The organism is Sphingomonas epibiotica (assembly GCF_039615155.1).
Lineage (GTDB): Bacteria > Pseudomonadota > Alphaproteobacteria > Sphingomonadales > Sphingomonadaceae > Sphingomonas.
In genome coordinates this window covers 368,713-395,632 of record NZ_JBDGHY010000004.1, presented here as the reverse complement: position 1 = coordinate 395,632, position 26,920 = coordinate 368,713, and the positions used below count along the sequence as shown (strand labels likewise).

25 protein-coding genes are annotated in these 26,920 nt (G+C 66.9%); 14 read left to right on the top strand and 11 right to left on the bottom strand.

The annotated features are described in order from the left end of the window. Positions 1-21 precede the first annotated feature (21 nt). The 3 genes from pstC to AAIO73_RS10515 all read right to left on the bottom strand — a co-directional run bounded on the left by pstC (position 22) and on the right by AAIO73_RS10515 (position 3,705). Entirely contained in the window at positions 22-1,404 is a 1,383-nt protein-coding gene (gene pstC, locus AAIO73_RS10525; RefSeq protein WP_345877901.1) for a phosphate ABC transporter permease subunit PstC, read from the bottom strand. Beyond that, positions 1,404-2,435 (bottom strand): substrate-binding domain-containing protein, encoded by a 1,032-nt coding sequence (locus tag AAIO73_RS10520; protein ID WP_345877899.1) that lies wholly within the window; start codon positions 2,433-2,435, stop codon positions 1,404-1,406. The genes pstC and AAIO73_RS10520 overlap by 1 nt, the downstream gene beginning before the upstream one ends. 67 nt (positions 2,436-2,502) lie before the next feature. Next, positions 2,503-3,705, bottom strand: coding sequence for an ATP-binding protein (locus AAIO73_RS10515; RefSeq protein WP_345877898.1), 1,203 nt, complete (start codon positions 3,703-3,705; stop codon positions 2,503-2,505). 85 nt (positions 3,706-3,790) lie between these two features. Between AAIO73_RS10515 and AAIO73_RS10510 the strand changes: the two genes are divergently transcribed. The 4 genes from AAIO73_RS10510 to AAIO73_RS10495 are packed head-to-tail and all read left to right on the top strand — an operon-like array spanning position 3,791 to position 6,321. Continuing rightward, on the top strand, positions 3,791-4,192 hold the full coding sequence (locus tag AAIO73_RS10510; protein WP_345877897.1) for a hypothetical protein: 402 nt from the start codon (positions 3,791-3,793) through the stop codon (positions 4,190-4,192). A gap of 5 nt (positions 4,193-4,197) precedes the next feature. After that, a complete protein-coding gene (locus AAIO73_RS10505) occupies positions 4,198-4,473 on the top strand; it encodes an HPr-rel-A system PqqD family peptide chaperone (RefSeq protein WP_345877896.1) in 276 nt (91 codons plus the stop codon). Next, positions 4,463-5,326, top strand: coding sequence for an HprK-related kinase A (locus AAIO73_RS10500; protein WP_345877894.1), 864 nt, complete (start codon positions 4,463-4,465; stop codon positions 5,324-5,326). Before AAIO73_RS10505 ends, AAIO73_RS10500 begins: the two co-directional genes overlap by 11 nt. Continuing rightward, on the top strand, positions 5,323-6,321 hold the full coding sequence (locus AAIO73_RS10495) for a nucleotidyltransferase domain-containing protein (protein WP_345877892.1): 999 nt from the start codon (positions 5,323-5,325) through the stop codon (positions 6,319-6,321). The genes AAIO73_RS10500 and AAIO73_RS10495 overlap by 4 nt, the downstream gene beginning before the upstream one ends. Before the next feature lie 222 nt (positions 6,322-6,543). Here AAIO73_RS10495 and wecC read toward each other — a convergent pair whose 3' ends face one another. The 3 genes from wecC to pepN all read right to left on the bottom strand — a co-directional run bounded on the left by wecC (position 6,544) and on the right by pepN (position 11,603). Further along, positions 6,544-7,797 carry a UDP-N-acetyl-D-mannosamine dehydrogenase gene (gene wecC, locus AAIO73_RS10490; RefSeq protein WP_345877891.1) on the bottom strand — a complete coding sequence of 418 codons (1,254 nt, stop codon included), beginning with the start codon at positions 7,795-7,797 and terminating at the stop codon, positions 6,544-6,546. Continuing rightward, positions 7,790-8,902 (bottom strand): non-hydrolyzing UDP-N-acetylglucosamine 2-epimerase, encoded by a 1,113-nt coding sequence (wecB, locus tag AAIO73_RS10485; RefSeq protein ID WP_526023797.1) that lies wholly within the window; start codon positions 8,900-8,902, stop codon positions 7,790-7,792. Before wecB ends, wecC begins: the two co-directional genes overlap by 8 nt. A 112-nt stretch (positions 8,903-9,014) precedes the next feature. Continuing rightward, a complete protein-coding gene (gene pepN, locus AAIO73_RS10480) occupies positions 9,015-11,603 on the bottom strand; it encodes an aminopeptidase N (protein WP_345878050.1) in 2,589 nt (862 codons plus the stop codon). Positions 11,604-11,700: 97 nt separating this feature from the next. Here pepN and AAIO73_RS10475 point away from each other — a divergent pair, with 97 nt between their 5' ends. The 3 genes from AAIO73_RS10475 to AAIO73_RS10465 all read left to right on the top strand — a co-directional run bounded on the left by AAIO73_RS10475 (position 11,701) and on the right by AAIO73_RS10465 (position 15,874). Beyond that, positions 11,701-13,371 (top strand): M20/M25/M40 family metallo-hydrolase, encoded by a 1,671-nt coding sequence (locus AAIO73_RS10475; RefSeq protein ID WP_345877889.1) that lies wholly within the window; start codon positions 11,701-11,703, stop codon positions 13,369-13,371. A gap of 62 nt (positions 13,372-13,433) precedes the next feature. After that, positions 13,434-15,047 (top strand): M28 family metallopeptidase, encoded by a 1,614-nt coding sequence (locus tag AAIO73_RS10470; protein WP_345877888.1) that lies wholly within the window; start codon positions 13,434-13,436, stop codon positions 15,045-15,047. Continuing rightward, the gene (locus AAIO73_RS10465) at positions 15,044-15,874 is read left to right on the top strand and encodes a Rossmann-fold NAD(P)-binding domain-containing protein (protein WP_345877887.1); all 831 of its coding nucleotides are present in this window, start codon (positions 15,044-15,046) and stop codon (positions 15,872-15,874) included. The genes AAIO73_RS10470 and AAIO73_RS10465 overlap by 4 nt, the downstream gene beginning before the upstream one ends. Here the strand turns inward: AAIO73_RS10465 and AAIO73_RS10460 are convergent. The 3 genes from AAIO73_RS10460 to AAIO73_RS10450 form a co-directional block, all read right to left on the bottom strand. Beyond that, positions 15,784-16,695, bottom strand: coding sequence for a DMT family transporter (locus AAIO73_RS10460; protein ID WP_345877886.1), 912 nt, complete (start codon positions 16,693-16,695; stop codon positions 15,784-15,786). The two genes, AAIO73_RS10465 and AAIO73_RS10460, sit on opposite strands and share 91 nt — an antisense overlap. Next, positions 16,692-17,693 carry a threonine aldolase family protein gene (locus tag AAIO73_RS10455; RefSeq protein WP_345877885.1) on the bottom strand — a complete coding sequence of 334 codons (1,002 nt, stop codon included), beginning with the start codon at positions 17,691-17,693 and terminating at the stop codon, positions 16,692-16,694. The genes AAIO73_RS10460 and AAIO73_RS10455 overlap by 4 nt, the downstream gene beginning before the upstream one ends. A gap of 476 nt (positions 17,694-18,169) precedes the next feature. Beyond that, positions 18,170-20,338: a transglycosylase domain-containing protein gene (locus AAIO73_RS10450; RefSeq protein ID WP_526023794.1), complete on the bottom strand. Its 2,169-nt coding sequence runs from the start codon at positions 20,336-20,338 to the stop codon at positions 18,170-18,172. Between the two features lie 136 nt (positions 20,339-20,474). On the opposite strand from AAIO73_RS10450, the gene AAIO73_RS10445 reads away from it, so the two are divergent. Then, positions 20,475-20,837 carry a DUF4440 domain-containing protein gene (locus AAIO73_RS10445; RefSeq protein ID WP_345877884.1) on the top strand — a complete coding sequence of 121 codons (363 nt, stop codon included), beginning with the start codon at positions 20,475-20,477 and terminating at the stop codon, positions 20,835-20,837. A 133-nt stretch (positions 20,838-20,970) separates the two neighbouring features. Here AAIO73_RS10445 and AAIO73_RS10440 read toward each other — a convergent pair whose 3' ends face one another. Together AAIO73_RS10440 and AAIO73_RS10435 are read right to left on the bottom strand one after the other, a co-directional pair. Next, complete coding sequence (locus AAIO73_RS10440) at positions 20,971-21,438, bottom strand: DUF3291 domain-containing protein (protein WP_345877882.1); 468 nt, start codon at positions 21,436-21,438, stop codon at positions 20,971-20,973. Further along, on the bottom strand, positions 21,435-22,001 hold the full coding sequence (locus AAIO73_RS10435) for an HNH endonuclease (protein ID WP_242116865.1): 567 nt from the start codon (positions 21,999-22,001) through the stop codon (positions 21,435-21,437). The genes AAIO73_RS10440 and AAIO73_RS10435 overlap by 4 nt, the downstream gene beginning before the upstream one ends. 56 nt (positions 22,002-22,057) lie before the next feature. Between AAIO73_RS10435 and gluQRS the strand changes: the two genes are divergently transcribed. The 6 genes from gluQRS to AAIO73_RS10405 are packed head-to-tail and all read left to right on the top strand — an operon-like array spanning position 22,058 to position 26,826. Then, positions 22,058-22,957 carry a tRNA glutamyl-Q(34) synthetase GluQRS gene (gene gluQRS, locus AAIO73_RS10430; RefSeq protein WP_345877878.1) on the top strand — a complete coding sequence of 300 codons (900 nt, stop codon included), beginning with the start codon at positions 22,058-22,060 and terminating at the stop codon, positions 22,955-22,957. A gap of 9 nt (positions 22,958-22,966) precedes the next feature. After that, entirely contained in the window at positions 22,967-23,194 is a 228-nt protein-coding gene (locus AAIO73_RS10425; RefSeq protein WP_242116870.1) for a twin transmembrane helix small protein, read from the top strand. Positions 23,195-23,198: 4 nt separating this feature from the next. Further along, positions 23,199-23,762 carry a cob(I)yrinic acid a,c-diamide adenosyltransferase gene (locus AAIO73_RS10420; RefSeq protein ID WP_345877877.1) on the top strand — a complete coding sequence of 188 codons (564 nt, stop codon included), beginning with the start codon at positions 23,199-23,201 and terminating at the stop codon, positions 23,760-23,762. Between the two features lie 9 nt (positions 23,763-23,771). Then, entirely contained in the window at positions 23,772-25,028 is a 1,257-nt protein-coding gene (gene egtB, locus AAIO73_RS10415) for an ergothioneine biosynthesis protein EgtB (RefSeq protein WP_345877875.1), read from the top strand. Continuing rightward, entirely contained in the window at positions 25,028-26,002 is a 975-nt protein-coding gene (egtD, locus tag AAIO73_RS10410; RefSeq protein WP_345877873.1) for an L-histidine N(alpha)-methyltransferase, read from the top strand. The genes egtB and egtD overlap by 1 nt, the downstream gene beginning before the upstream one ends. Next, on the top strand, positions 25,999-26,826 hold the full coding sequence (locus AAIO73_RS10405; protein WP_345877872.1) for an endonuclease/exonuclease/phosphatase family protein: 828 nt from the start codon (positions 25,999-26,001) through the stop codon (positions 26,824-26,826). Before egtD ends, AAIO73_RS10405 begins: the two co-directional genes overlap by 4 nt. Positions 26,827-26,920: the final 94 nt, after the last annotated feature.

The window sequence follows — 26,920 nt, the reverse complement described above, 5'->3', positions numbered from 1 at the left end:
GATCCGGCGACGAGGCTGGGACTATTCATAAGCTTCCCGGTAGCGTTTCACGACGCGCAGCGCGACGACGTTGAGAAGGAAGGTGATCGCGAACAGCGTCAGGCCGAGCGCGAAGGCGGCGAGCGTCTTCGGGCTGTCGAATTCCGCCTCGCCGGTCAGCAGGTCGACGATCTGCTTGGTGACCGTCGTCGCGCTCTCGAACGGATTCAGCGTGATCGATGCCGCGCCCGATGCCGCCATGACGACGATCATCGTCTCGCCGATCGCGCGGCTGACGGCGAGCAATACGCCCGCGACGACGCCGGGCAGGGCGGCGGGGAGCAGCACCTTGCCGATCGTCTCGCTGGTGGTGGCGCCCATGGCGAGGCTGCCGTCGCGCATCGACTGCGGCACCGCCGCGATCGAATCATCGGCCATCGACGACACGAACGGGATGATCATCACCCCCATCACCAGCCCGGCGGCGAGCGCGCTTTCCGAACTGGCGAAGGGCATGCCGAGCATGACGGCGAGATCGCGGATCGCCGGCCCCACGGTCAGCGCGGCGAAATAGCCATAGACCACCGTCGGGACGCCCGCGAGAATCTCGAGGATCGGCTTCATCCATTTGCGCACGCCGGGCTTGGCATATTGCGTCAGATAGACCGCGCTCATCAGCCCGAACGGGATGGCGACGATCATCGCGATCACCGCGCCGATGAAGAAGGTGCCCCAGAACAGCGGTACCGCGCCCAGCGTCGCACCCGGATCGTTCGAGCGGATGACCTGCGGGCTCCAGTTGGTGCCGAACAGGAAATCGGTGACCGGCACGATGCGGAAGAAGCGCCAGCTTTCGATCACCAGCGACAGGAAGATGCCGAGCGTGGTCAGGATCGCGATCAGCGAGGCGACCAGCAGCGCCAGCATCACCGCGCGTTCGACCTGCGTGCGCGCACGATAATCGGGGCGGATGCGGGTGAAGGCAAAGGCACCGCCGGCAAAGGCGAGCAGGATGGCAAGCGTGGTACCGATCCAGTCATAGCGGCTCTGTGCGGCGGCATAGGCGGGGGCCAGCACCTCCGCCTGTTCATTGAACGCGCCATAGGCGTTGCCGAGCGCCAGCGAACGCGCCTCCGCCAATATTGCCGAGCGTTCGAAGCCGGGACCGGGCAGGCCGGTGGCGGCCGGGGTCGACAGCACCGCGTCGCGGACCAGTGCCGGCGACACCGCGCTCCAGATGCCGAGGAACAGAAGTGCGGGCGCGGCGATCCAGATCGCCATGTGCCAGCCATGCTGGCCGGGCAGCGAATTGGGACGACCGGCAGCGGTCGCGGGCTTGGCGAAGCGCGCGGCGCGGGCGCGCGCAACCATCCAGCCGATGCCGCCAAAGCCCAGCACCAGCAGGATCAGCGTGACGCCGTGCATCAGTGCAACTCCGCCGGGTTCATCGCGGTCTGGCTGGCGATCTCCGCCGTCGATTCGGCACGGACCGCCGCCGGTGCGGCGATCATGCCCCGCCGGGTCAGCGGGCCGCCCGGGTCCCATGACTTTGCATACATGGCGAGGAAGTCGTTCATGCCGGGCACGGGTTTGATGTGCGCTTTCTTCACATAGATGAACAGCGGGCGTGCGCCGGGATAGGTGCCGTCGGCGATGCTGTCATAGCTGGGCGCGATGCCGTCGATCGGCACGCCGTGCAGCCGCGACTTGTTTTCCTCGAGATAGGAATAGCCGAAGATGCCGATCGCATTGGGATTGGTCGACAGGTTCTGCACGATCAGATTGTCGTTCTCGCCCTTGTCGACATAGCCGGCATCCTCGCGAATGCGGGTGCAGATATCCTCGTAGCGATCCTTGTCGCTTTCCTTCAGCGCCTTTGCTTCCGGAAAGGCGGCTTCGCAGGCGGGGACCATGATGAGTTCGACGAGAGCGTCGCGCGTGCCGCTGGTCGCGGGCGGTCCGAAGAATTGGATGGGAATGGCGGGCAGTCTGGGGTCGATCTGGTTCCACATTCGCGCCGTGTTGGGCTTGCCCAGCGGGTTGGCGGAAAGCGCCATATAGACGTCGCGCTTGCTCAATTGCAGCTTCGGGCCGTTGTTCGATTCGGCCAGCGCGACGCCGTCGACGCCGACCTGCACCTCCATGATGTCCTTCACGCCGTGCGACAGGCAGGTGGCGTACTCCGACTTCTTCAACCGGCGCGATGCGTCGAGAATGTCGGGATGCTGCGGTCCCACGCCAGCACAGAACAGTGCCGCGCCCGCGCCGGTGCCGGTCGATTCGACCAGCGGCGCGCGCAGATCGGGATTGGCGTTGACCAGCATCTCGGCAACGGCGGTGGTGAAGGGATAGACCGTCGACGACCCGACGACGCGGATATGGTCGCGCGACGTCTGCGGTTCGCACGCCGACAGCGCGAGCACGAGGGTCAAGGCGGACGCGATCCGACGGGTCATGCGGTTCCGGTTTCCAGATGCGTATACGGTCATTCGCGACGCTCCGCCGTGCTCTGTTACCATGGCGTTACGGCTTCATGACAGCGTGAAGGGGCAACAACACGCTGACCGTCGTGCCGTCGCCGACGACACTGGCGATATCCAGCCGCCCGCGATGGCGTTCGACGATGTGCTTGACGATGGCGAGGCCGAGGCCGGTGCCGCCCAGCGCCCGGCTGCGTCCCGAATCGACACGATAAAATCTTTCGGTCAGGCGTGGCAGATGATCGATCGCCACCCCCTCGCCATGATCGCGTACGACCAGTTCGGCCATGGTATCGCGGGGCGTCAGCCGGATTTCGACCGGCGTGCCGGCGCGACCATATTTCATGGCATTGCCGATGACGTTGTGCAGCAGCTGCGACAATTGCGCGCGGTCGCCGATCACTGTCACCGCCGGTTCGACCAGCAGCGACAGGTCGGCGCAACGCATGGGATTGGTCGCACTCAGTTCGTCGCGGACGGCGCGCAGCATCGCCGACAGGTCGACCGACTGGTCGGGCGGCCGATATTTCTCCGCCTCGATCCGGCTCAAGGAAATCAGGTCGTCGATCAGCCGCTGCATCCGCCGCGCTTCGTCGTTCATGACCTTCAGGAAACGTTCGCGCACGCCCGGATCCTCGCCCGCTTCGTCGCGCAGCGTTTCGATGAAGCCGAGCAGCGAGGCGAGCGGGGTGCGCAGTTCGTGACTGGCATTGGCGACGAAATCGACGCGCATCCGCTCCGTCGCGCGGTTGCCGGTCCGGTCGCCTAGATGGACGAGCCGCCGTTCGCCGCCGAGTGGGCGTACCCGCATTTCCCAACTCTGGTCGCGCGAACCCAGTCCGACCAGCCCGACCGGCTCCGGGTCGTCGCTATTGCCGAACAGCCGTTCGGCGGCGGCGGGGTGGCGAATGGCAAGGCGGACGTCGCCGCCGACGATATGCTGGCCCAGCAGCGCGCGCGCCGCCGGATTGGCGGCATCGACATGGCCGGCGGCGATGACGAGGATCGGTTCGTCGATCGCGTCGATCGCCGCCTGGGTCGCGGCGGCCCCGTGCTGGCGGGCGGTGTTGGGCGATTCGCCGCTGCTGCGATCGGGGCCGTGCAGCCCGGCGACCAGCACCGCCGCGACTGCACCAACCAGCACGACCGCACTCGCATTGATGCCCGCGCCCAGCAGAAAGGCCAGCAGGGCGACGCCGACCGCAACGGCGAGGGCGAGGGGCAGGCGGGGGCCGAATTCGTCCATCGGCCCCGATTAGGCGCAAGTGCCGCCGTAAGCCAGCGTCCGTCTTTACGATTGCGTAATCGCGCAGGTTCGGAAAGATGCGCCGATGGCCGATGATCCGCATCCCCCCGTCACGCCCGGTGCCGCGACCACGCGGCGCACGCTGCTGATCGGCGCGGCGGGGACGTCGGCGGTCGTATCGATCCGGCCGGCGCTGGCGCAGACCCAGGCGTCGGTGATGACCTGCGAGATCCCGGTGCCTGACAATGCCCGGCGGGGGCAGATGATCGATGCCGATGGCAGCGTCGTCGCGCCGGGCACGCCGGGCGCATTTCCGGGCGCCAACCGTCCGTTCACCGGCGAAGAGGTGAAGCGTGCGATGAACGGCGCGAACCTGCCCGGTGCCGACGGCGACACCACCCGCGCGTACATGAAATATGTCCAGCGGTTGCAGAACGGGACCAGCGGTTTCACCTGCTTCGCATCGTTGCAGATGCCGCGCGGCTGACGCGCATGGGCGCACGCTATCGCGCGCCGCCGCCGGGCCATGTCCTGATACTGCCGCTCGATCCGCTGACCGCGATCTATCATCGCGCATCGGGGCAGACGCATGTGGTCGCGCCGCCGGTGCCGGAAATGCTGGCGCTGTTGGGCGATCCGCTGACGCCCGGGGAATTGCTGGCGGCGCTGGCCGAGCGATACGTGCTGCCCGACAGCGATCTGGCGGCGCTGACCGCGCGGCTCGACGAACTGGCGGCGATCGGGCTGGTGACGCGCGATGCGGTTTAGCCGGACGCTGCGGATCGGCCCGGTCGGGTTCCGCATCGGCAGCGAATGGCGTGCGCCGATCGCGGCGCTGGGCGACCTGTATCGCGACTATCCGCTGCCGGAGGACGGCATCGTCGATTTCAACGTCCGCCTGTTCGCGGCGCGGCCGTGGCGGCGTTTCGTCCGGCCGGCGGTGACGATCGGCGGCGACTATATGTTGCCCGATGCGCTGCCCCTGCCGTTGGCACAGGGGTTGCTGGCGGCGGAAATGGGCATGAACCTGCAGATGGCGCTGGCGCAGCGGCGGTATCTGTTGCTCCATGCCTCCGTCGTCGAACGCGACGGGCGGGCATTGTTGCTGAGCGGGGTGTCGGGGGCGGGCAAGTCGACGCTGGCGGCATTGTTGATGACGCGCGGCTGGCGGCTGATGGGCGACGAGTTCGCGCTGGTCGATCCGGCAAGCGGGCTGGTCCATGCGTTTCCGCGGCTCGTCAGCCTGAAGAATGAGAGCATCGCGGTCCTGCAACGCGCCGCAGGGCAGGCGCGGTTCGGGCCGTTGCTGGCGGGCACGCCCAAGGGGGATATCCGGCATCTGGTCCCCGATGCGACCGCGATCGCCGCGATGGATCGACCGGCGGTGCCGGCGCTGCTGCTGTTCCCGACCTTCGGGCCGGCGGAGGCGGTGCGGGCGGTCGGCGCGGCGGAGACGTTCGTGCGGCTGACCCAGGCATCGACCAATTATGTCGCGCTGGGCGAGCGTGGCTTCGAGGCGCTCGGGCGGCTGGTGCAGGACGTGCCGGTGCGGGCGATCGACTATGCCGATACCGATAGCGGCATCGCGCTGGTCGAGCGGCTGTGGCGTGAACTTGCATGAGCGGGGCGCTGGTCGCTTCGGTGCTGACCGATCCGGCCCGGGCGACGGTGCTGACGTCAGACGCATGGAATGCCCTGATCGCGGCAGCGCGGGCGGAGCAGTTGATCGGGTCGCTGGCGGCACGGTTGGACGGGCTGCCGATCCCGCCCGCCGCCGCGCGGATCATGGCCGATGCGCGGGCGTCGGCCGAACAGGGGCGGGTGGCGGCGCTGTGGGAAGCGGAGATGGCGCGTCGCGCGCTCGCGCCGCTCGGCGTGCCGGTGGTGCTGTTGAAGGGGACCGCGTTCGTTGCCGCCGGGTTGGATGCGGGGCGCGGGCGGTCGATCGGCGACCTCGACATTCTCGTGCCGCGCGATGCCCTCGATGCGGTCGAGGCGTCGTTGCTGGCGGCGGGGTGGGAATGGGTGAAGCCCGACCCCTATGACGACGCCTATTATCGCCGGTGGATGCACGAGCTGCCGCCGCTGATCCACCGGACACGGGACCGGATGATCGACGTCCACCACACGATCCTGCCCCCGACCGCGCGACCGACGCCCGATGCGGCGGCGCTGATCGCGGACGCGATGCCGCTCGGCAACGGGCTGTCGGTCTTGTCGCGCGAGGATATGTTGATCCATGCCGCCGCGCATCTGTTCGCCGATGGCGATTTGCAGGGTGGCTTGCGCAACCTGTGGGATATCGACCGGCTGGTCCGCGAGTTCGACGATGACGATTTCGTCGAACGACTGATGGCGCGGGCTGCGCTGCATGAGCTGACGCAAGCGACGGCGCGGGCGCTGCGGCTGGCGAAGCGGGTTTTTGGGACGCCGGTCGACGGGTTCGCGCCGGTCGCGTCGGACGCGCTGTTCGCGCGGCGGCTACTGGCGCGCGACGGCTGGGGGCGGTTGCGGCACAAGAGGACCGAGTTCGGCTTCTATGTCCGCTCGCACTGGCTGCGGATGCCGCCTGCCATGCTGGCAAGGCATTTGTGGACGAAGTTTCGGAAGAAGTAGGTTGGTTCACGCGAAGGCGTTGGAAGGAAGAAGGTTTTATTTTCACGCAAAGGCGCAAAGGACGCTGAGAGGTAGCGCTCGCTGCGAAAGCAGCTCTTCATCATCGGGGGCCGGGAAAGAAAAGGCTGCGCCAGACAGGCTGAACTGGCCCGCTCCACAACCCCTCAGCGTCCTTTGCGCCTTTGCGCGCAAATTATTCTTCGCGCCTCGCGTGAACGAAATTCAACGCCACATCCCGCGTGTATCATAGATCTGCTTGCCTGCCCGGGCCTCGGCCGGCACCCGCTTGAAAACGCTATGATCGACCAGCACGACCTGGATCGCGTTCGCCAGCCCGTCCTCCAGCGACACCAGCCGCCCGCCCGCCAGCGTCTTGGGCAGGCTGTCGACGAACGGTTCGACCAGGTCGATCCGGTCGCCATATCGCTCGATCAGCGCAGCGGCGACCTTCACCGCCGGGCTTTCGCGCAGGTCGTCGATATCGGCCTTGAACGCCAATCCCAGCAGCGACGCGCGTGCGTCCGGCGCGGCGTCGAGCATTGCCGAAGCGCGCGCGACGACATGGTCGACCTTGCCGTCATTCACCTCGCGCGCGGTGCGGATCAGCGGGGTCTGTTCGGGCGCCGCATCGACGATGAACCACGGGTCGACCGCGATACAGTGTCCGCCGACGCCGGGGCCGGGCTTCAGGATGTTGACGCGTGGATGGCGGTTGGCCAGCTCGATCACGTCCCAGACGTTCAGATCCATCCGGTCGCACACGATCGACAGTTCGTTGGCAAAGGCAATGGCGACGTCGCGGCTGGTATTTTCGACCAGCTTGACCATTTCCGCCGTGCGCGCGGTGGTGACGGTGCATGCCCCCTCCACGAAACGGCGGTAGAACTCGCACGCCGCTTCCGCACATGCCGGCGTGATGCCGCCGATCGAGCGCTCGTTCGATACCAGTTCGAGGATGATCCGCCCCGGCAGCACCCGCTCGGGGCAATAGGCGACGGCGATATCGGGCGTATCCGACCGGCCGGGCAGCGACAGGTCGGGGCGCAGTTCGGCGAGCAGGTCGCGAATCTGCTCGGTCGTGCCGACCGGCGACGTTGATTCGAGGATGACGGTATTGCCCGGCGCCAGCACCGGCGCGATCGCGCGCGTGGCGTCGAGCACATAGGACAGGTCGGGCGCATGACCGGGGCCGAACGGGGTCGGTACCGCGATCACGAACACGTCGGCCGGGGCGGGCGTCGTCGCGGTGGTCAGCCGCCCGAGCAGCACGACGTCGCGCACCAGCGTGTCGAGATCGGCCTCCTCGATATGGATGTCGCCGCGCGCGACGGTGTCGACCACGCGCTGGCTGACGTCGATCCCGATGACGCGCGCACCCGACCGGGCGACGACGGCGGCGGTCGGCAGGCCAATATAGCCAAGGCCCACGACGCACACGTCATAGCTGGTGGCGGCGGTGATCCGCTGTTCAAGCATAGAGTGTCTCCACGATGCGTGCGGACGCATGGCCGTCTCCGAAGGGATTATGCGCCCGCGCCATGGCGGCATGGGCTTGCACGTCGTCGAGCAGCCGCGTCACTTCGGCAACGATGCGGTGCTCGTCTGACCCGATCAGTCGGGCGGTGCCGGCGGCGACCCCTTCGGGACGTTCGGTCGTCTCGCGCAGGACCAGCACCGGCTTGCCGAGGCCCGGCGCCTCCTCCTGCACCCCGCCCGAATCGGTGAGGACGAGGTAGCACAGGTCGAGCAGGCGGACGAAATGCGGATAGTCCAGCGGATCGATCAGCGCGACGCGCGGGTGGTCGCCGAGCATCGCCGCCATCACCCCGCGCACCTGCGGATTGGGGTGGACCGGAAAGACCACGCCGACATCGTCGCGCCCGGCGATGCGGGCGATGGCGCGGGCGATGCTTGCCATGCCGTCACCGATATTCTCGCGGCGATGGGTGGTGACCAGCAGGATGCACTTGCCGGCGAACCGTTCGGCGATGGTGTCCAGCCCGGCGCCATGCCGCGGATCGGCGGCGATCCGTTCGCGCGCCAGGTGCAGTGCGTCGATCACGGTATTGCCGGTAACCTGCACTCGCGACGGCGGCACATTCTCCGCCAGCAGCGCGTCGGCGGCGGTCCGGGTCGGGGCAAAATGCAGGTCGGCGATGCTGCCGACGATCTTGCGGTTCACCTCCTCCGGCCACGGGTGGTAGATGTCGTGGCTGCGCAGGCCCGCCTCGACATGCGCGACCGGTACCTTTCGATAGTAAGCGGCAAGCGCGGCGACCATCGCGGTCGCGGTATCGCCCTGCACGATTACCCGGTCGGGCTTCTCGGCATCGAACACCGGGCCCAGCGCGTCGAGCAGTCGTGCGGTCAGGCCGTCCAATGACTGGCCGGCGGTCATGATGTTCAGGTCGATATCGGGGACGATGCCCGCAAAGGCGAGTACCTGATCGAGCATCTCGCGGTGCTGCGCGGTCACCACGACGCGACAGTCGAAGCCGGGATGCGCGCGCAGTGCTTGGATCAACGGAAACAGCTTGATCGCTTCGGGGCGCGTGCCGAACACGACCAACACCCGTTGCATCCGTTTGCTCATCGATGACCCCCGCGACCGGGATTGGCCGCCCACGCGGTCCGCTCTAGCCGTGGGAGTTTAATATTTGGTGCGGCCAAGACCTGCTCCGCGGGATGCCGGATCAGTTCAGCGACTTGCCGACCTGTTCCAGCATATCCTTCGACAGGCCCGGCACCGACAGGATCCGCTCCAGCTCCGCGCGCATCATGCCCCCGCGCGCGTGGTCGAACCGCCGCCAGCGGCCGAGCGGCGGCAGCATCTTTGCGGCGGTCTGCGGATTGATCCGGTCAAGCGCGATCAACTGGTCGGCAAGGAACCGGTATCCGGCGCCGTCGGCACGGTGAAACGCCTTCTGGTTCATGCTGAACGCCCCGATCAGCGCGCGGGCGCGGTTGGGATTGGTCAGGGTGAAGTCGCGGTGGCCGGCGAGGTCGGCGACCTGTTCGAAGGCATCGGCGCGCGTCGACAGCGCCTGTGTCGTGAACCATTTGTCGAGCACCAGCGCATTGTCGCGATACCGGTTGTAGAAAATGTCGAGCGCGGCGATGCGGCTGTCCGAATCCGAATTGACCAGCGTCATCAATGCGCCCTGGCGGTCGGTCATGTTGTCGGCGTGGCGGAACTGGGCAAAGGCGATCCCGTCGGCATCGTTCGCGCCCGATGCCGCGATATAGCCCAGCGCCACGGTGCGCAGTCGGCGCTTGCCCTTGGCATCGGGGGTATATTCGAACGCGTCGGCCTCGGTCCCGGCATAGGCCGCCCGCCATTCGACCAGCAACGCCCGCCCGATATCGGCGCGCAGCGCCTCGCGCGCGGCAAAGATCGCGTCGGGATCGACGACCCCCATCTGGTCGCCGATGAAGCTGTCGGAGGGGAGCAGCACCGCTTCGGCGATGAACGCCCGGTCGAGCCGGTCGTCGGCCAGCGTGTTGCCGACCGCCTCGATCACCGCCGCATGATCGCCATGCCCGCTGGCGACCGACGCGACGAGCGTGTCGAGCATCAGTTGCTGCATCGCTTCGTAACGGGCGAAGGAATCGTCGTCCTGCGCGCTGAGGAACGCAAGGTCGGCGGATCCGCGATCGGTCTCGACGATCACCGGCGCCGAAAAGCCGCGATTAATCGACAGCACCGGGCGTTCGGTGACGGTTTCGAAGGTGATCGATCCCTGTTCCTCGTCAAGCAGGAACAATTGTTCCTCGCTGAGCGGCCGGCCGGTCTCCGCCCCGAACAGACGCACCTTGAGCGGCAGGACCATCGGCAGCTTGGTCGCCTGACCCGGCGTCGGCGGTACGGTCTGCGTCAGCGACAGCGTCGCGCGACCGCCGCCGGCTTCGTGCGCCAACGTCGCGGTGACGCGCGGGGTGCCGGCCTGTTCGTACCAGCGGCGGAAGCGCGACAGGTCGACGCCAGAGGCGTCCTCCATCGCCACCACGAAATCCTCGCAGGTCGCCGCCGTCCCGTCATGGCGGCTGAAATACAGGTCGGTACCGGCACGGAATGCGGTCTCGCCGAGAATCGTCGCGATCATGCGGACGACCTCCGCCCCCTTGTTATAGATGGTGGCGGTGTAAAAGTTGCTGATCTCCTGATAGGCGTCGGGGCGGATCGGGTGCGCCAGTGGCCCGGCATCCTCGGGAAACTGCGAGGCGCGCAAGCTGCGGACATCCTCGATCCGCTTGACCGCTGCCGACCCCTGGTCCGCCGAGAATTGCTGGTCGCGCAGGACGGTGAAGCCTTCTTTCAGCGAAAGCTGGAACCAGTCGCGGCAGGTGACGCGGTTGCCCGACCAGTTGTGGAAATATTCGTGCGCGACGACCGCGGCGATGCCGTCATAGTCGTAATCGGTCGCGGTGTCGGGGTCGGCGAGGATGTAGCGGCTGTTGAAGATGTTCAGCCCCTTGTTTTCCATTGCCCCGAAATTGAAATCGTCGACCGCGACGATGTTGAACACGTCGAGATCATATTCGCGGCCATAGACGCGCTCGTCCCACGCCATCGACGTTTTCAGCGCGCGCATCGCATGGTCGGTCTTGGCCAGATCGGGTTCGCGCACCCAGATGCCAAGTTCGACCTCGCGCCCAGAGGCGGTGACGAACTGCGCGCGATTGGCGACCAGATCGCCCGCGACCAGCGCAAAGAGGTAGCAGGGCTTGGGGAAGGGGTCGTGCCATTCGGCCCAATGGCGCCCGTCGTCCAGATCGCCCGATGCGACCGGATCGCCATTGGCGAGCAGCACCGGAAAACGCGCCTTGTCCGCCGTCATCTTCACCCGGTAGCGGCTGAGGATATCGGGGCGGTCAGGGAAGAAGGTGATGCGGCGGAACCCTTCGGCCTCGCACTGGGTGCAGAGATTGCCGCCCGATGCGTACAGGCCCATCAACTGGGTGTTGGCCTGCGGCTCGATCTCGACCTCGGTCGTGATTTCGTGGGCGTCGCCGGGTAGGTCGAGGATCAGCGCGCCGTCCTCCAGCCGCCAGTCGTTGCGTGGGCGCCCGTCGACCGCGATAGACAGCGGCGTCAGTCCGTCGCCGTCGAGGCGCAGCGGCCCCTCGCCATGGCGTTCGACCGACAGCGTCGCACGCACCCGCGTACCGCGCGGGTCGAGGTCAAATTCCAGTGCGATATCGGGCACATGCCACGCGGGCGGGCAATAGTCGCTGCGACGGATGATCGGTGGAACCGTCGGGGTACGCGTCGCATCGACCATCATCTTCTCACCCGTTCCAATCGCGTTCGTGCCGTCGTTGCGTGGGGCCACGCCATTGGCTACGCCTGTATCTATGTTCGCTTGTCGAAGGATTCCAATGTTCCGTCCAGCCTTGTTGCTCGGTCTTCTCATCAGCACCGCCGGAATCGCGCAGAATGCGCCGCAGACGCCAGCTCCCGCCCCCACCGCCGCCGAACTGACGGCGCGTAATACGGAAGTGAATGCGGAACTGCCCGCGGCACAGGCAGCGATGAAGGCGCATGTCATGTTCCTGGCGAGCGACGCGATGCGCGGGCGCGATGCCGGATCGCCCGAATATGACATCGCCGCCAATTATGTCGCTTCGCAATTCTATGCGGCGGGGCTGCGCCCGGCGGGCGATGACGGCAGCTATTTGCAGAAGGTGCCGCTGATCCGCATGAACGCCGCCGACAAGGGGCAGGTGACGTTGAACGGCCAGCCGCTGACCTTTGGCGAGGATTATCTGCCCGGCGTCAATCCGCAGGCGCCGGAATCGATGACCGAGGGCAAGGTCGTATATGTCGGATACGGCATCGTCCGTCCGGGTCGCGACGATTATGCCGGCGTCGACGTGCGCGGCAAGATCGTGGCGGTGGTGCGCGGCGCGCCCGAGGGGCTGGACAGCGAGGAAGCGGCGCATTTCGGCGGCATCGCGACCAAGGCGGCGATCGCCAAGGCCAAGGGGGCGGTGGCGGTAATTTCGCTGCAGACGCCCGAAGCGGCGGCGCGCATGCCGATGAGCAAGATGGCCGGGATGTATGACAGCCCGAGCGTCAGCTGGGCGGGCGCCGATGGCGTCGGCCACGTCATGGGCGGCGGCGTACCGACCATTGCCGCGATCGGTGCCGCAGGTGCGGAAAAGCTGTTCGCGGCATCGGGAACGAGCTGGGCCAAGGCGGCAGCCGCGCTGTCGGGCAAGGGCAAGTTCCGCGCCGTCGCGCTCAAGCCGACCATGACGGTGTCGATCAAGACCGCGACCAAGCCGCTGCCGAGTTATAACGTCGCGGGCATATTGCCGGGCAGCGACCCGTCGGTCGCGCCGGAAACCGTGGTGCTGTCGGCGCATCTCGATCATGTCGGCGTCGGCGCGCCCAATGCGAAGGGCGACACCATCTATAACGGCGCGATGGACAATGCCGTCGGCATCGCCTCGCTGATCGAGGAGGCCAAGCGCTTCAAGGCGGCGGGCAAGGCGCCCAAGCGCTCGATCCTGTTCCTCGCGGTCACTGCCGAGGAAAAGGGGTTGGTCGGCTCCGATTATTTCGCGAACAATCCGACGATCGACAAGGCGCGCATCGTCGCCGACGTCAATCTCGACATGCCGATCATCACCTACAAGTTCGCCGACGTCATCGCCTTCGGCGCGGTACGGTCGAGCCTGGGCGATATCGTCAAGCGCGCGGCGGCGACGGCGGGGGTGAGCTTCTCGCCCGATCCGATGCCCGAAATGGCGCTGTTCGTGCGCTCCGACCATTATCGCTTCGTGCAACAGGGCGTGCCGTCGGTGTTCCTGTGGCCGGGCACGTCGGGACCGGGCAAGGCGGCGGTCGATGCGTTCTTCGCCAATAACTACCACAAACCGTCCGACGAAGTGGTGCAGGGCCCGCCGATCGACTGGGAATCGGGCGAACGCTTCATCAACGTCAATTATCAGATCGCCCGCGACATCGCCGACGCCCCCGCGCGGCCAGCGTGGAACAAGGGCGATTTCTTCGGCACGCTGTATAACGGCTACGGCGCGAAGTAATCGACTTGCGCCGTCCCGGCAGGTGCCAGGACGGCGGACCTGTCTGATCAGCAAGGACCATCATGCGCCTTCTTCCGCTCGCGCTGTTGCTCGCATCGACCGACGCGCTCGCCCAGACCGCGCCGCTGACCCCGGAAGAGGCGGCGATGCGGGCGCATGTCGCGTTCCTTGCCGCCGACGACATGAAGGGGCGCGAACCCGGTACCCCCGAATATGACCGCGCCGCCGCCTATGTCGCCGACCAGATGCGCGCCGCCGGATTGCAGCCGGGTGGCGATGACGGCAGTTATCTGCAGCGCGTCCCGCTGATCTCGGCGGTGCCGGTGGGCAGGGGTAAGCTGACCGCGGCGGGGCGGCCGGCGCTGACCTTCGGCAGCGATTACCTGACCTCGACCAGCTTCCTCGAACCCGATCTACGCCGGTCGGGCGAGGTGGTGTTCGTCGGGCAGGGGGTGACCGATGCGGCGAACGGCATCGACGACTATGCCGGGCTGGACGTGCGCGGAAAGATCGTCGCCTATCTCTATGGCGCACCCGCGAAATTGCCGAGCGAGATCCGCGCGCACCTAGCCAGCGGCGATACCAAACGCGCCAATGCGGCGGGGCATGGCGCGATCGGCGTGCTCCAGATCGAGACCGACGAACAGTCGAAACGCTATCCGTTCAGCTACCTCATGTCGATCTATCGCAGTTCGCGCATGACCTGGGTCGGCAAGGACGGGCGACCGCACGTCGCCGGCGCCTCCGCGCCGGCGATCGGCTGGTTGAGCGCATCGGGCGCGGCCAAGCTGTTCACCGGATCGGCGATCGACTGGCCGGCGGTGCTGAAGGCCGAAGCGGCAGGCACGCCGGTGCCGCGCGGGGCGACCGGCGTGCAGGTGACGACGCGCCAGCGGTCGAAGACCAGACGCTTCGACAGCGCCAATGTCGTCGGCATCCTGCCGGGCAGCGATCCCGCGCTCCGCGACCAATATGTCGCCTTGTCGGCGCATCTCGACCATATCGGCTTGTCGACCGACCCGACGCTGCCCAAGGGTGCCGACGTCATCAATAACGGCGCGATGGACAATGGCGTCGGCACCGCGGCGATGATCGAGGTCGCGAAGCAATTCGCCGCCGATCCGCGCAAACCCCGCCGCAGCCTGATCTTCGTCAGCGTGACGGCGGAGGAGAAGGGGCTGATCGGCAGCGAATATTTTGCGATGAACCCGAGCGTGCCCAAGCACGCGATCGTCGCCGACGTTAATCTCGACATGCCGATCCTGTCCTACCGCTTTCAGGACATGGTCGCGATCGGGGCCGACCATTCGACGGTCGCGCAGGCGGTGGCACGGGCGGCGGGCAAGCGCGGCATCGCGCTCAGCCCCGATCCCGAGCCGGAGGAGGCGATCTTCGTCCGGTCGGACCATTACAGCTTCGTCAAGGCAGGCGTGCCGTCGGTCTCGCTCGATACCGGCTGGGCGGGGCCGGGCAAGGCGGCGGTCGCGGACTTTCTGGAGAAGCGCTATCACCAGCCGGGCGACGACATGCACCAGACGTTCGACTGGACGGCGGGGCGGGTGTTCGTCGCGATCAACCACGACATCGCGCTCGACCTGGCCAATGCCGACGAACGGCCGCGATGGAACAAGGGCGATTATTTCGCCGTGTTGTACGACGGTTACGGGGCGAAGTGAGCCGGCTGCTGATCTTCGGTATGGGATACACGTCGCGGGCGATCGCGGCGCGGCTGGAGACGCGGGGGTGGCGGGTCGTGGGCACGACGCGCGACGGGCGGGACGGCAGCATTGCCTTTGCCGACCGCGACCGGGTGCGGTTCGAGGCGCAGCAGGCGACCGCGATCCTCTCCAGCGTACCGCCCGACGGCGAGGGCGATCCGGTACTGACCAACTACCGGGAATTGCTGGCAGGACCGACGCTTGCCTATCTGTCGTCGACCGGGGTGTATGGCGATGCCGGGGGCGGCTGGGTCGATGAAAGCACCCCGATTGCCGGGCGGCGGGGCAATCGGAATTTAGCCGATCGCGCGTGGCTGGCGCTGGGGGCGCGGGTGTTCCGGTTGCCGGGCATCTATGGGCCGGGGCGCTCGCCGCTTGACCGGGTTGTGGCGGGAGAGGCACACCGGGTCGATTGCCCCGGACAGGTGTTCAGCCGGGTGCATGTTGCGGATGTTGCCAAAGGTGTCACGTACGGGCTGTCGGCGGAACCAGGTTCGTATAATTTATCCGATGATCTGCCGGCTTCGCAGAACGAGGTCGTCGAATATGCGGCTCGGTTGCTGGGAGTCGAGCCGCCGTCGTTCGTAACGCTCGACACGCTTAGTCCGATGGCACGCGCCTTTTACGGCGAGAACCGGCGGGTGGCGAACGGCAAGGCGAAGCGGGTGCTGGGCTGGACGCCCGATTATCCCGATTACCGGTTCGGCCTGCGCGCCCTGAGCGCAACGACCAGTCCAGCCAGCGCCAGGGCTGCCCCGGCCCCGGCGAGCGGTGACCAACGATAATTTTCGAACAAAGTTGACAACAGCATCGCGATGACCGGCACGACGACGCCGTTATAGGCCGCCTTGGCCGGGCCGATCGTGCGGATCAGCCCGAAATACAGGGTAAAAGCGACCGCCGAGGCGACGATGCCGAGATAGAGCAGTCCGCCAACATAGGACCAGCGCCAGTCGAACACCGGCGCGCCCACCGTCAGCGTGGCGTAGCTGGCATCCATCGCCGCGCCGATCAGCATCGCGATGCCGAGTAGCGGGACCATCGGATAGGCTTTGGCGGTCGGGGTCGCCTGCATGACGTTGGCGACCGAGGCGGAGAAGACGCCGGCCAAAGCGATGGCGAGGCCGATCAGCACCGCCGCGCCGTTTTCAGGATGCTCGCGCGCCTCATGGATGAACAGTAGCGCCACGCCCGCCAGCGCGATCGCCGATCCGACCAGCAATTGCCGCCCCATGCGCTGGCCGAGGAAGATGCGCGCGAGGATCGAATTGGGCACGATCAACAGCGCGTACATCAGCGCGACCAGCCCCGACGTGACATATTGTTCGGAGCGGTAGACGAAATTGAAGTTGAGGCAGAATTGCGCAAGGCCGAGGCCAGCGGCGAACAGCAGGCCGCGCCGGTCGACGGCAATGCGGTCGCCGCGCTGCCACGCCCAGAGCAGCATGACGATACCGGCGATCAGGAAGCGATAGGTTACCGACCACGACGGCGGGACGATGCCGAGCTGATCGCGGATCACGATCCAGGTCGATCCCCAGATCAGGGTGACGATGCCGAACGGGATGAGGACCGCCGGCGTCGCCGAACGCGGCGTGTCGATCATAGCGCGGCTATCGCCTCCGCCAGCGGACGGACGGTGGCCGCGTCCTGATCCCACGCCACGACCAGCCGCGCCTGTCCGACGCCCCAGTCGTAGAAGTCGAACCCTTGCGCGCGCAACGCTGCGGCTTCTTGCGCCGTCAGGCGCAGAAAGACCTCGTTCGCTTCGACCGGATCAACCAGCCGGTCGCCCGCCGCCTTGGCCAGCAGTGCCGCTCCAGCATTGGCGGCGCGGGCGTTGGCAAGCCAGACATCGTCTTCGAGCATCGCCAGCAATTGTGCGGCGAGGAAGCGGCCCTTCGACGCGAGCAGGCCGGCGCGCTTGCGGCGATAGCGGGCGACCTTCGCCAGTTCGGGGCGGAAGAAGACCAACGCCTCGGCCGACATGCCACCATTCTTGATGAAACCGAACGACAGGGCGTCGACGCCGGCGGCCCATGTCACCTCGGCGGGCGAGCAGCCAAGATGGGCGACGGCATTGGCGAAGCGCGCTCCGTCCATGTGCAGGCCGAGGCCGCGCGCACGGGCGACCGCGCCGATCGCGGCGACTTCGTCGGGAGTGTAGACGCGGCCGGCTTCGGTCGCCTGGGTGATCGAGATCGCGTGCGGCTGAACCTGATGCACGTCGTCGCGGATCGTTGCCAGATAGGCTTCGATGGCATCGGGCGCGAGCTTCGCGCCGTCGCCGTCCAGCAGCATCAGCTTGGCACCATGGGTGTAGAATTCGGGCGCGCCGCCTTCGTCATTCTGGATATGCGCGTGCGTGTGGCAGACGATGCCGCCATGCGGCGGGCACATTGCGGTCAGCGCGAGGCAATTGGCGGCGGTGCCCGACGGCACCCACAGCACCGCGACCTCGCAGCCGAACAGTTCGCCGAAGCGGGCGTCGAGCCGCTTGCTCAAGCCGTCGCCGTCATAGGCAGTGTCCTGTCCGTTGGCGGCGACGATCGCGTCGAGCACGGCGGGGCAGGCGGGGGCGGCGTTGTCGGAGAAGAAGCGCATGGGCGCAGCCTTGGCGGGGGAGGGGGCGGGGGTCAACCGGGGAAGGTTGGACCATGTACCCGCAATCGGAACCGTCGTGTGAGGTAGGGGCTGAGACGTCGAAAATTTGGATCGACGCATCACCGATCCCCCAATCCGTGCGTAACCCGCGTGAAGGCGAGACCTTTGCGGAGCTACCTTTTCCGTACCCCGGCGAAGGCCGGGGCCCAGTTGGGGGGCGTCCGTAACTTGCTCGAAATCCTTGCCAACTGGACCCCGGCCTTTTCCGGGGTACGAGAGAGCTGGGACTGGGGCCTGACTTTCGCAGAGGTCTCGCGAAGGCGGAGGCCCAGGGGCAAGCAAAACAACGGTTTGTGCGCGTGGCCTTGGGTCCCCGCCTTCGCGGGGATGCGGTGTCGGGGTTCTGGTAAGGTCTCGCGGAGGTGGTACTCTGGATCAGTTTCATAGGGTGCGGACGTTGCGCGGACCTGAAACCCCTATTGCTCATCCTCGTCCGGCGGGCGTCGTTCTTCCTGCGGTACCGGCTCTTCCTCGCGGCGACGGCGGTCGTTGGGGTTGAAGCGGACCTGCCCGTCGGGATCGACCGAGACGTCGAAGCCCGGTCCCTGAATCGTCGGCGGCGCGTCGAACGGGTTGCCGATGAGGTCCTGTACCGCGTCGATCGCATTGTCGATCGGTTCGGGCTCGGGGGCGGCGACCGGGATCGGGTCGCGGATGTTCAACGCCTGTCGCATGAAGTCGCGCCAGATGCGCGCGGGCAGGCCGCCACCGGCCAGCCCCGGATTGGTGCTGTTGTCGTCATTGCCGAGCCACACGCCCGCGACGATGCCGCCGGCATAGCCGACGAACAGCGCGTCGCGATTGTCCTGCGTCGTGCCGGTCTTGCCGAACGCCTCGACCGGCAGGTTGGCGGCGATGCCGGTACCCTGCCGGATCGACGCGGCGAGGAGCGTGCGCATCCCCTCCAGCTCCTCGCGCGACAGCGTCTTGCGGGTCGAGCGCAGCCGGTCGAGCCAGGTCGGTTCGTCCTTTTCGGCCAATCCGCGTGGGATGACCGGGGCCTCACCCGCCGCGATCGCGGCATAGGCGCTGGTCAGTTCCAAGAGCGACACGGTCGAGGTGCCGAGCGCGATCGACGCTTCATTGGCGATCGGCGTCGAGATGCCGAGATCGCGGGCGGCGCGGATGACGTTGCGGACGCCGACTTCCTTGGTCAGCCGCGCGGCGGCGACGTTGCTCGAACGCTGGAAGGCGCGTTCAAGGGTAATGGTGCCGAGATAGCGGCCGTCGCTGTTCTTGGGGCTCCATTCGCCGATGGTGACGGGTTCGTCGAGCACCTGGCTCTGCGGGGTCAGACCCGAGCGCATGGCGGCGAGATAAACGAACAGCTTGAAGGTCGATCCGGGTTGCCGCCGCGCCTGTACCGCGCGGTTGAACGGGCTGTTCCGGTAATCCTTGCCGCCGACCATGGCGATCACGCGGCCGTCGGGGCGCATCGCGACGATCGCGACCTGCGTCTGGCGGAGGCCCGCATTGCGGACGGCGCGCTCGGCGGCGCGCTGCATCCGGACCTCGAGCGTGGTCGCGACCTTGCGATCGGCGCCGATGCCGCCCGCCCGGTCGCGCGCCTGCGGCAGCACCCAGTCGGCGAAATAGGTGCCGGAGGGGAGCGTGCTGTTGTCGGTGACGCGCAGCACGGCAGGCTTGACCCGGCGCGCTTCGGACGGGGTCAGATAGCCGGCATCCTCCATTGCGCCGACGACGACCGCCTGTCGGGCGCGCGCGCCCTTCAGGTTACCAGTCGGGGCGAGGCGCGAGGGTGCCTTGACCAGCCCGGCCAGCATCGCCGCCTGCCCGACGGTCAGGTCCTTGGGCGCGCGGCTGAAATAATGGCGGGCGGCGGCGTCGAGACCGTAGGCATTGTCGCCGAAATAGGCGTTGGAGAGATAGCGCGAGAGGATCTCGTCCTTGGTCAGCCACGCCTCCAGCCAGAAGGCGATCAGCACCTCGCGCAGCTTGCGCGCCGCCGTCCGGTCCGAATCGAGGAAGGCGTTCTTGGCGAGCTGCTGCGTGATCGTGCTTGCGCCCTGTCGCACGCCGCCCGCCTGGGTATTGGTCCACATCGCGCGGAGGATGCCGCGGGGATCGATGCCCCAATGGGTGCGGAAACGGCGGTCCTCGATCGCCATGAAGGCTTCGCTGACGTGCGCGGGCAGCTTGGTCGCGTCGACCGGCTTGCCGATATTCGCGCCGCGCTCGGCGATCGGCGTGCCTTCGGCCGACAGCAGCGTGATCGAGGGCGGGGCGGGCGGTTCGAGCGATTTCGACAGCGGCGCGGTGAAGGCCAGCCATGCGATGGCGATCACCAGCAGGATAATCAGGATGCCGAAGCCGCGCATGATCCATCGCAGCCACCAGCGCAGCGGTTTGCGGCGGCGGGCGGTCTGCGGCGCTTCGGGCGGCGGGGGTGGCGGCGGCGCTTCGCCCATGCCGGGGAAGCTGCGGTCGTAATCGGCCAGCGCATCGTCGAACGCGGCCAGCCGCCGTCGCCGCTCCAGCGCCTCGCCCGTCAACGGGGTCGACAGGCGCCCGATCCGGCTGGGATCGATCGGGCCGGAGGGCGGGGACGGGGGATCGTAAGCCATGATACCGGCCGTGTATTACCGTTCTGATACAGCTTCGGCAAGCGCGGTTGCGTGCCGCCGAGGGTGCGCAGTGCACCAATGCCGGAACCGCTGGGTCCTCCGCGCGCTAGGTGCCGGACAGTCAAGGAGAAACGGCGTGGACGACGATCGCATCTGGAGTTTCGAGGAAAGCCTGTGGACCGCCGACGCGGCGCATTATGAGGAATCGGTCGACGACGAATGCCTGATGGTGCTGCCGACGCCGCCGTTCGTGTTCACCGGCCGCCAAGCGATCGATGCGGTCAAGGATACGCCGCGCTGGGAACAGATATCGTTGACCGAACGACAGGTCGCGCGGCCGCAGGAAGGGTTGATCGTCGTCGCCTACAAGGCGGAGGCGCACAAGGGCGGCGAGGCGTATCTGGCCTATTGTACCTCGACCTATCGCTGGATCGAACATGGCGTGTGGACGGTGGTGCAGCATCAGCAGACCCCGCCGCTGACGTCGAAGGGGGAGTAGGGTTAGCTCCGTAACGCTATGACCGAAACGTCCAACCGTTCGTGCTGCGTAGGGGCTGAGCGAAGTCGAAAAACCGTATCGAAGCACCGCGCGACCACGGTCCTTCGATACGCCATTTCGACAAGCTCAATGGCTACTCAGGACGAGCGGTTTGGTTTGGAAGCGAGCGGTTTTGTTGCGGGCGCAGCGTCACGCTGCCAGCAATGCGCGGCGCGTCGAACGTCATCGGGTCATGCCCGGCGGCGGCATGATGTACCTTCGATACGCGCCCCGCGGCCCGCATCCGGCGATCGGCCTCGTGCCAGTCGGGCAGCGTGTCGTCAGCTTGCGTCCAGTGGGCGATACTGGCCTGATCACACCAGCGCATCAGCTTGGGCATGGCGCGGCGGTGCGGGCCGGACGTCATATAGGCACGCATCGCGGCGGCGTCGTCCCACGCGGTCATCGTCCAATAGGCCCGGTCGCGATCGGCGAGCAGCGCGCCGCCGCGATAGCCCGCCGCGCGCTTGACCTGTCGCATCGACAGCCACGTATCGATCAGGAACGCCGGCAGGAAGCGCGCCGATCGGATGCGCAGCCGGGTGATGCTGACGAAGGTCACGCCTCCAGCTCGACGTCCCAGTAGAGCCAGTCGTGCCACGTTTCGTGGAGGTGGTTTGGCGGGAAGCGGCGGCCCTGTTCCTGCAGCTGCCAGCTGGTCGGGCGAATCGGCTGGACATGCAGCGGCATCGCCGCCTGTTTGGGCGTGCGGCCTCCTTTTCGTAGGTTGCAGGGGGCGCAGGCGGTGGCGACATTCTCCCACGTCGTCCGGCCCCCCTGCGCGCGGGGCACGACATGGTCGAAGGTCAGGTCGTGGGTCGCGCCGCAATATTGGCAGCTGAACCGATCGCGCAGGAACAGGTTGAAGCGGGTGAAGGCCGGAAATTCGGACGGCCGGACATATTGCTTGAGCGCGATCACCGACGGCAATTTGATGCGCGCGGTCGGGCTACACACTTCGCGGTCATATTGGGCGACGATGTCGACCCGGTCGAGAAACACGGCCTTTACCGCAGTCTGCCATGGCCAGACGCTGAGCGGATAATAGCTCAACGGCGTATAGTCCGCGTTGAGCACCAGCGCGGGACAGCCATCGGGATGGCGGAGGCGATCGGGATGGTACATGAAGTCCCCCTCGCGTAAACGTCGCCGCCGATATGATCGGCAACGATGACGCGGACATGACAGCACGGGGCGAGGCCGAAAGTCAAACCGGAGCGGTCGTGACCCGCTTTGCCCCGAGTCCCACCGGGGCACTCCATGCCGGCCATGCGCTGGCCGCGATCGAATCGCACGACCGCGCGCGGGCGGCGGGCGGGCGGTGGCTGCTCAGGATCGAGGATATCGATGGCGGGCGCAGCCGGCCGGAGCATGTCGCGGGAATATTGACCGATCTGAAATGGCTTGGGCTGCATTGGGACGGTGAGGTGTTGTTCCAGTCGGCGCGGATGGCGCTGTATCGCGCCGCGCTCGACCGGTTGCGGGGGATGGGGTTGGTCTATCCGTGTTTCTGCACCCGCGCCGATATAGCGCGCGAAGTCGCGGCGAGTGCGTCGGCGCCGCACGGGGTCGATGGCGTCGTCTATCCCGGCACCTGTCGCGCGATCCCGGCGGACGTCGCAGCGGCACGGCTTGGCGAGCCGCACGCATGGCGGATCGACATGGCGAAGGCGGTCGACCGCGTCGGGCCGCTCGACTGGGTCGACGGACTGGCCGGACGGGTCCGCGCCGATCCGCTGGCACAGGGCGATGTCGTGCTGGCGCGCAAGGATGCCGGCACCAGCTATCATCTGGCGGTGACGGTCGATGACGCCGCGCAGGGCGTGACCCATGTCGTGCGCGGCATCGACCTGTTCGCGGCGACGCATGTCCATCGGCTGTTGCAGGCGCTGCTCGACCTGCCGGTGCCGGCGTGGCGGCATCATCCGCTGTTGCTGGGACCGGACGGGCAAAGACTGGCCAAGCGCAACGGCGCGCCGACGCTGGCGGCGTTGCGCGATGCGGGGGTGGAGGGGAAGGCGTTCGCCGACGACCTGCGACAGGGCAGACTTCCCATTGGATTCGCGCTCGCAAATGCTTAGCTTCGCTCCATGAACACGTTCCTGGTCCTGTTGCTGATCGCGGCGATGATCGCGGTCGTCGTCGCGCTGGTGCGCGGCATCGTATCCTTCCTTGCCGAAGGAACCGCCGCCGCGCGTGGCGAGGGGCCGAGCGAACAGGCGCTGAAATCGAACAGGATGATGCAGGCGCGGGTGTTGTTTCAGGCGATCGCGATTCTGATCGTTGTCGTTATCCTGTTCATGGCCGGGCGCACCTGACGCAGTGGTGAAGCTCAACAAAATCTACACGCGGACCGGCGACGCGGGCACGACCGGGCTGGTCGATGGATCGCGCGTCGCCAAGGACGCAGCGGTGATGCAGGCGATCGGCGATGTCGACGAGGCCAATTCGGCGCTGGGCGTCGCCGTCGTCGCGCTGGGCGATGCCGATACGGCGTTGCTGCGCCGGGTGCAGAACGACCTGTTCGATTATGGCGCGGACCTAGCGACCCCGCCGGGCATAGCGGGCGCGCTGCGCATTTTGCCGGCGCAGGTGACCGCGCTGGAGGAAGCGATCGACCGGATGAATGCCGATCTGTCGCCGCTGACCAGCTTTATCCTGCCCGGCGGAACGGCGGCGGGCGCGGCGTTGCACCTTGCGCGGGCGATCGTCCGGCGCGCCGAGCGATCGGTGGTGCATGCTTCGTACGAGGCGGACCTTAATCATAATTTATTAGCCTATATCAATAGGTTGTCTGATCTCCTCTTCGTATACGCCAGATGGGTGAACCAAAGTGGCGGCGGGGACGTTTTGTGGGTGCCAGGCGGGGTCCACCAGCCGGCATAGGAGCACCCCATGCGAGCGACACCGGTCAAACAGCCCGACCAGGCGCTCGCCACCCGATATGCGAACGTCCGCGCATTGACCGACGCGCTGGCCGGGCCATTGTCCGACGCCGATGCGACCGTCCAGTCGATGGACGATGCCTCCCCGGCCAAATGGCATCTGGCGCATACCACATGGTTCTTCGAAACCTTTGTCCTGCGCGATCATGTCGCCGGCTATACGCTGCACGACGAGCGTTTCCCGTTCCTGTTCAACAGCTATTACGAGGCCGAGGGGCGCCGCCATGCACGCGGGCGGCGCGGTATGGTGACGCGCCCCAGCCTCGACGAGGTGCGCGCCTATCGCGCGGCGGTCGACGCTGCGTTGCTGGCGGCGTTGCCCGACCTGTCCGACGATGTGCGGCAACTGGTGGCACTCGGCTGCAATCACGAGGAGCAGCATCAGGAATTGCTGCTGACCGATATCCTCCACCATTTCAGTGAAAATCCGCTCGAACCGGCGATGTTCGCGCCGGAGCCGAAGCGTCCGGTGGCGGTGCCGCGGCCGACCGGCTGGATCGAGCATGGCGGCGGGATCGTGCAGGTCGGCCATGCCGGCGACGGCTTTGCCTTCGACTGCGAGGGGCCGCGCCACGACGTGCTGCTACACCCGCATGCGATCGCCGACCGCACCGTCACCAACGGTGAATGGGCGGCCTTCATCGCCGATGGCGGGTATCGCGATGCGCGGCTGTGGCTGGCCGATGGCTGGGCTTGGGTGCAGGTTAACCGGATCGAGGCACCGCTCTATTGGGAGCGCGATGGCGAGGCGTGGACCCGTTTCGGACTGGACGGGCGGCGTGCGATCGATCCCGCCGCACCGGTCACCCATGTCAGCTTCTTCGAGGCCAATGCCTATGCCAGCTGGGCGGGCGCGCGGCTGCCGACCGAGTTCGAATGGGAGGCGGCCGCCGCGTCGCACGACCCGGCCGGCGGCAACCAGCTCGACCATGCCCATGCCGTCGAACCGCGTCCGTCGACCGGCGGCCCGGCGTTCTTCGGCGATGTGTGGCAATGGACTGGCAGCGCGTACCGCCCTTATCCGCGCTTCCGTGCCGTCGAAGGCGCGGTCGGCGAATATAATGGCAAGTTCATGAGCGGGCAGTTCGTGTTGCGTGGAAGTTCCTGCGCGACGCCGCGTGGCCATGCGCGCACCTGCTACCGCAATTTCTTCTATCCCCACCAGCGCTGGCAATTCACCGGCGTCCGGCTCGCAAAGGACCTGTGATGCTGCGTAGCGACGACGTACCGATGGCGACCCGCGCCGATCCCGCTTTCCGTACCGATGTGCTCGCCGGACTGGCATTGCCGCAAAAGGCGATACCGGCGCGCTGGTTCTATGACCGCAAGGGGTCGGAACTGTTCGAGGACATTACCCGGCTGCCCGAATATTATCCGACGCGGGCGGAGACGGCGATCCTGAAGACGATCTGTCCCGAACTGGTCGGGGCGGTCGGCGACGGCGTCGCCGTGGTCGAATTCGGATCGGGATCGTCGGTCAAGACGCCGATCCTGCTCAACTGCATCGAACCCGCCGCCTATGTCCCGATCGATATCTCGGGCGATTTCCTGCGGTCGTCCTCGGCGGCGCTGGCCAGCCAGTTTCCCGGACTGCCGGTCCTGCCGGTCGAGGCCGACTTCATGCATCCGGTGCCGTTGCCCGAAGAGGTCGCGGACCTGCCGAAGCTGGGCTTCTTTCCGGGGTCGACGATCGGCAATATGGAACCGCTGGCGGCGGGAACCCTGCTGCGTGCGATGCGCGACTGGCTGGGCGAGGGGGCAATGCTGTTGATCGGCATCGACCGGATCAAGGACCGGGACACGCTGGTCGCCGCCTATGACGATGCGGCGGGGGTGACGGCGGCGTTCAACCTGAACCTGCTCGACCGGATCAACCGCGAACTGGGCGGCGACGTGCCGGTCGCGGCGTTCGAGCACGAGGCGCGCTGGAACGACGATGCCGCACGGATCGAGATGCATCTGCGCGCGATGCGCGACATGACCTTCTCGATCGACGGCCGTACGTTCGCGATGAAGGCCGGCGAGACGATCCACACCGAGAACAGCCACAAATATGGCGACCGCGACGCGCGGCTGCTGCTACGCAGTGGCGGATGGACACCGAAACAACAATGGTGCGGGGACGATGGCGCGTTCTGCGTAATCCTCGCCGAAGCACAGGGACTGCCGATCGCGCCGTGATCCGGTGGTTGGCGGGGTTGTTGGCGCTGCTGGCAGTGGTTGCGCCAGCGACGGCACGCGACCTGACGGTCATGAGCCTCAACATCCGCATGCCGTCGCCCGACGACGGCGCGAACCGGTGGGAATTGCGGCGCGATTTGACCGTGGCGACGATCCGGCGGGCAAACCCGGATGTGATCGGGACGCAGGAACTGTTCAAACGGCAGGGCGACGATGTCGTTGCGCGTTTGCCGCGCTATCGCTGGATCGGGGTGGGGCGCAGCGGTGCAGAACGTGCCGATGACGAGCATATGGGCATTTTCTACCGCGCCGACCGGCTGGCCATCGAGCGCTGGGGCAATTTCTGGCTGTCCGATACGCCCGGGGTGCCGGGCAGCAATAGCTGGGGCCACCCCTTTCCCCGGATGGTGACGTGGGCGATTTTCCGGGAGGCGGATGGTCGGCGCTTCGCCATGTTCAACACGCATCTGCCCTATCGCGCCGAAGATGAGCCGGCGCGGGAGAAGGGCGCGGCGTTGCTGGCGGCGCGCATCCCGGCGATCGCCGGCGACCTGCCGGTCGTGGTGACCGGCGACTTCAACACGGTGCCCGACAGTCCGACCTATCTGCGGATGGCGCAAGGATTGCGCGACGCATGGATCGCAGCACCGGTACGGACCGGGCCGGAGGCGACGTTCCACGGCTTTACCGGCAAGCCCGATCGGCGGATCGACTGGGTGTTCGTGAAGGGGTTAGCAGTGAAGCGCGCGGCGACGGTCGATACGCGGCGGGGGGACGTGTTTCCGTCGGATCACTATCCTGTGGTGGTGACGCTGGGGCGGTAGGTTTAGCGTTGGATGACATGAACCTGACCCGTTCGTCCTGAGTAGCTATTGAGCTTGTCGAAATGGCGTATCGAAGGAACGTCTGTGCGTATGC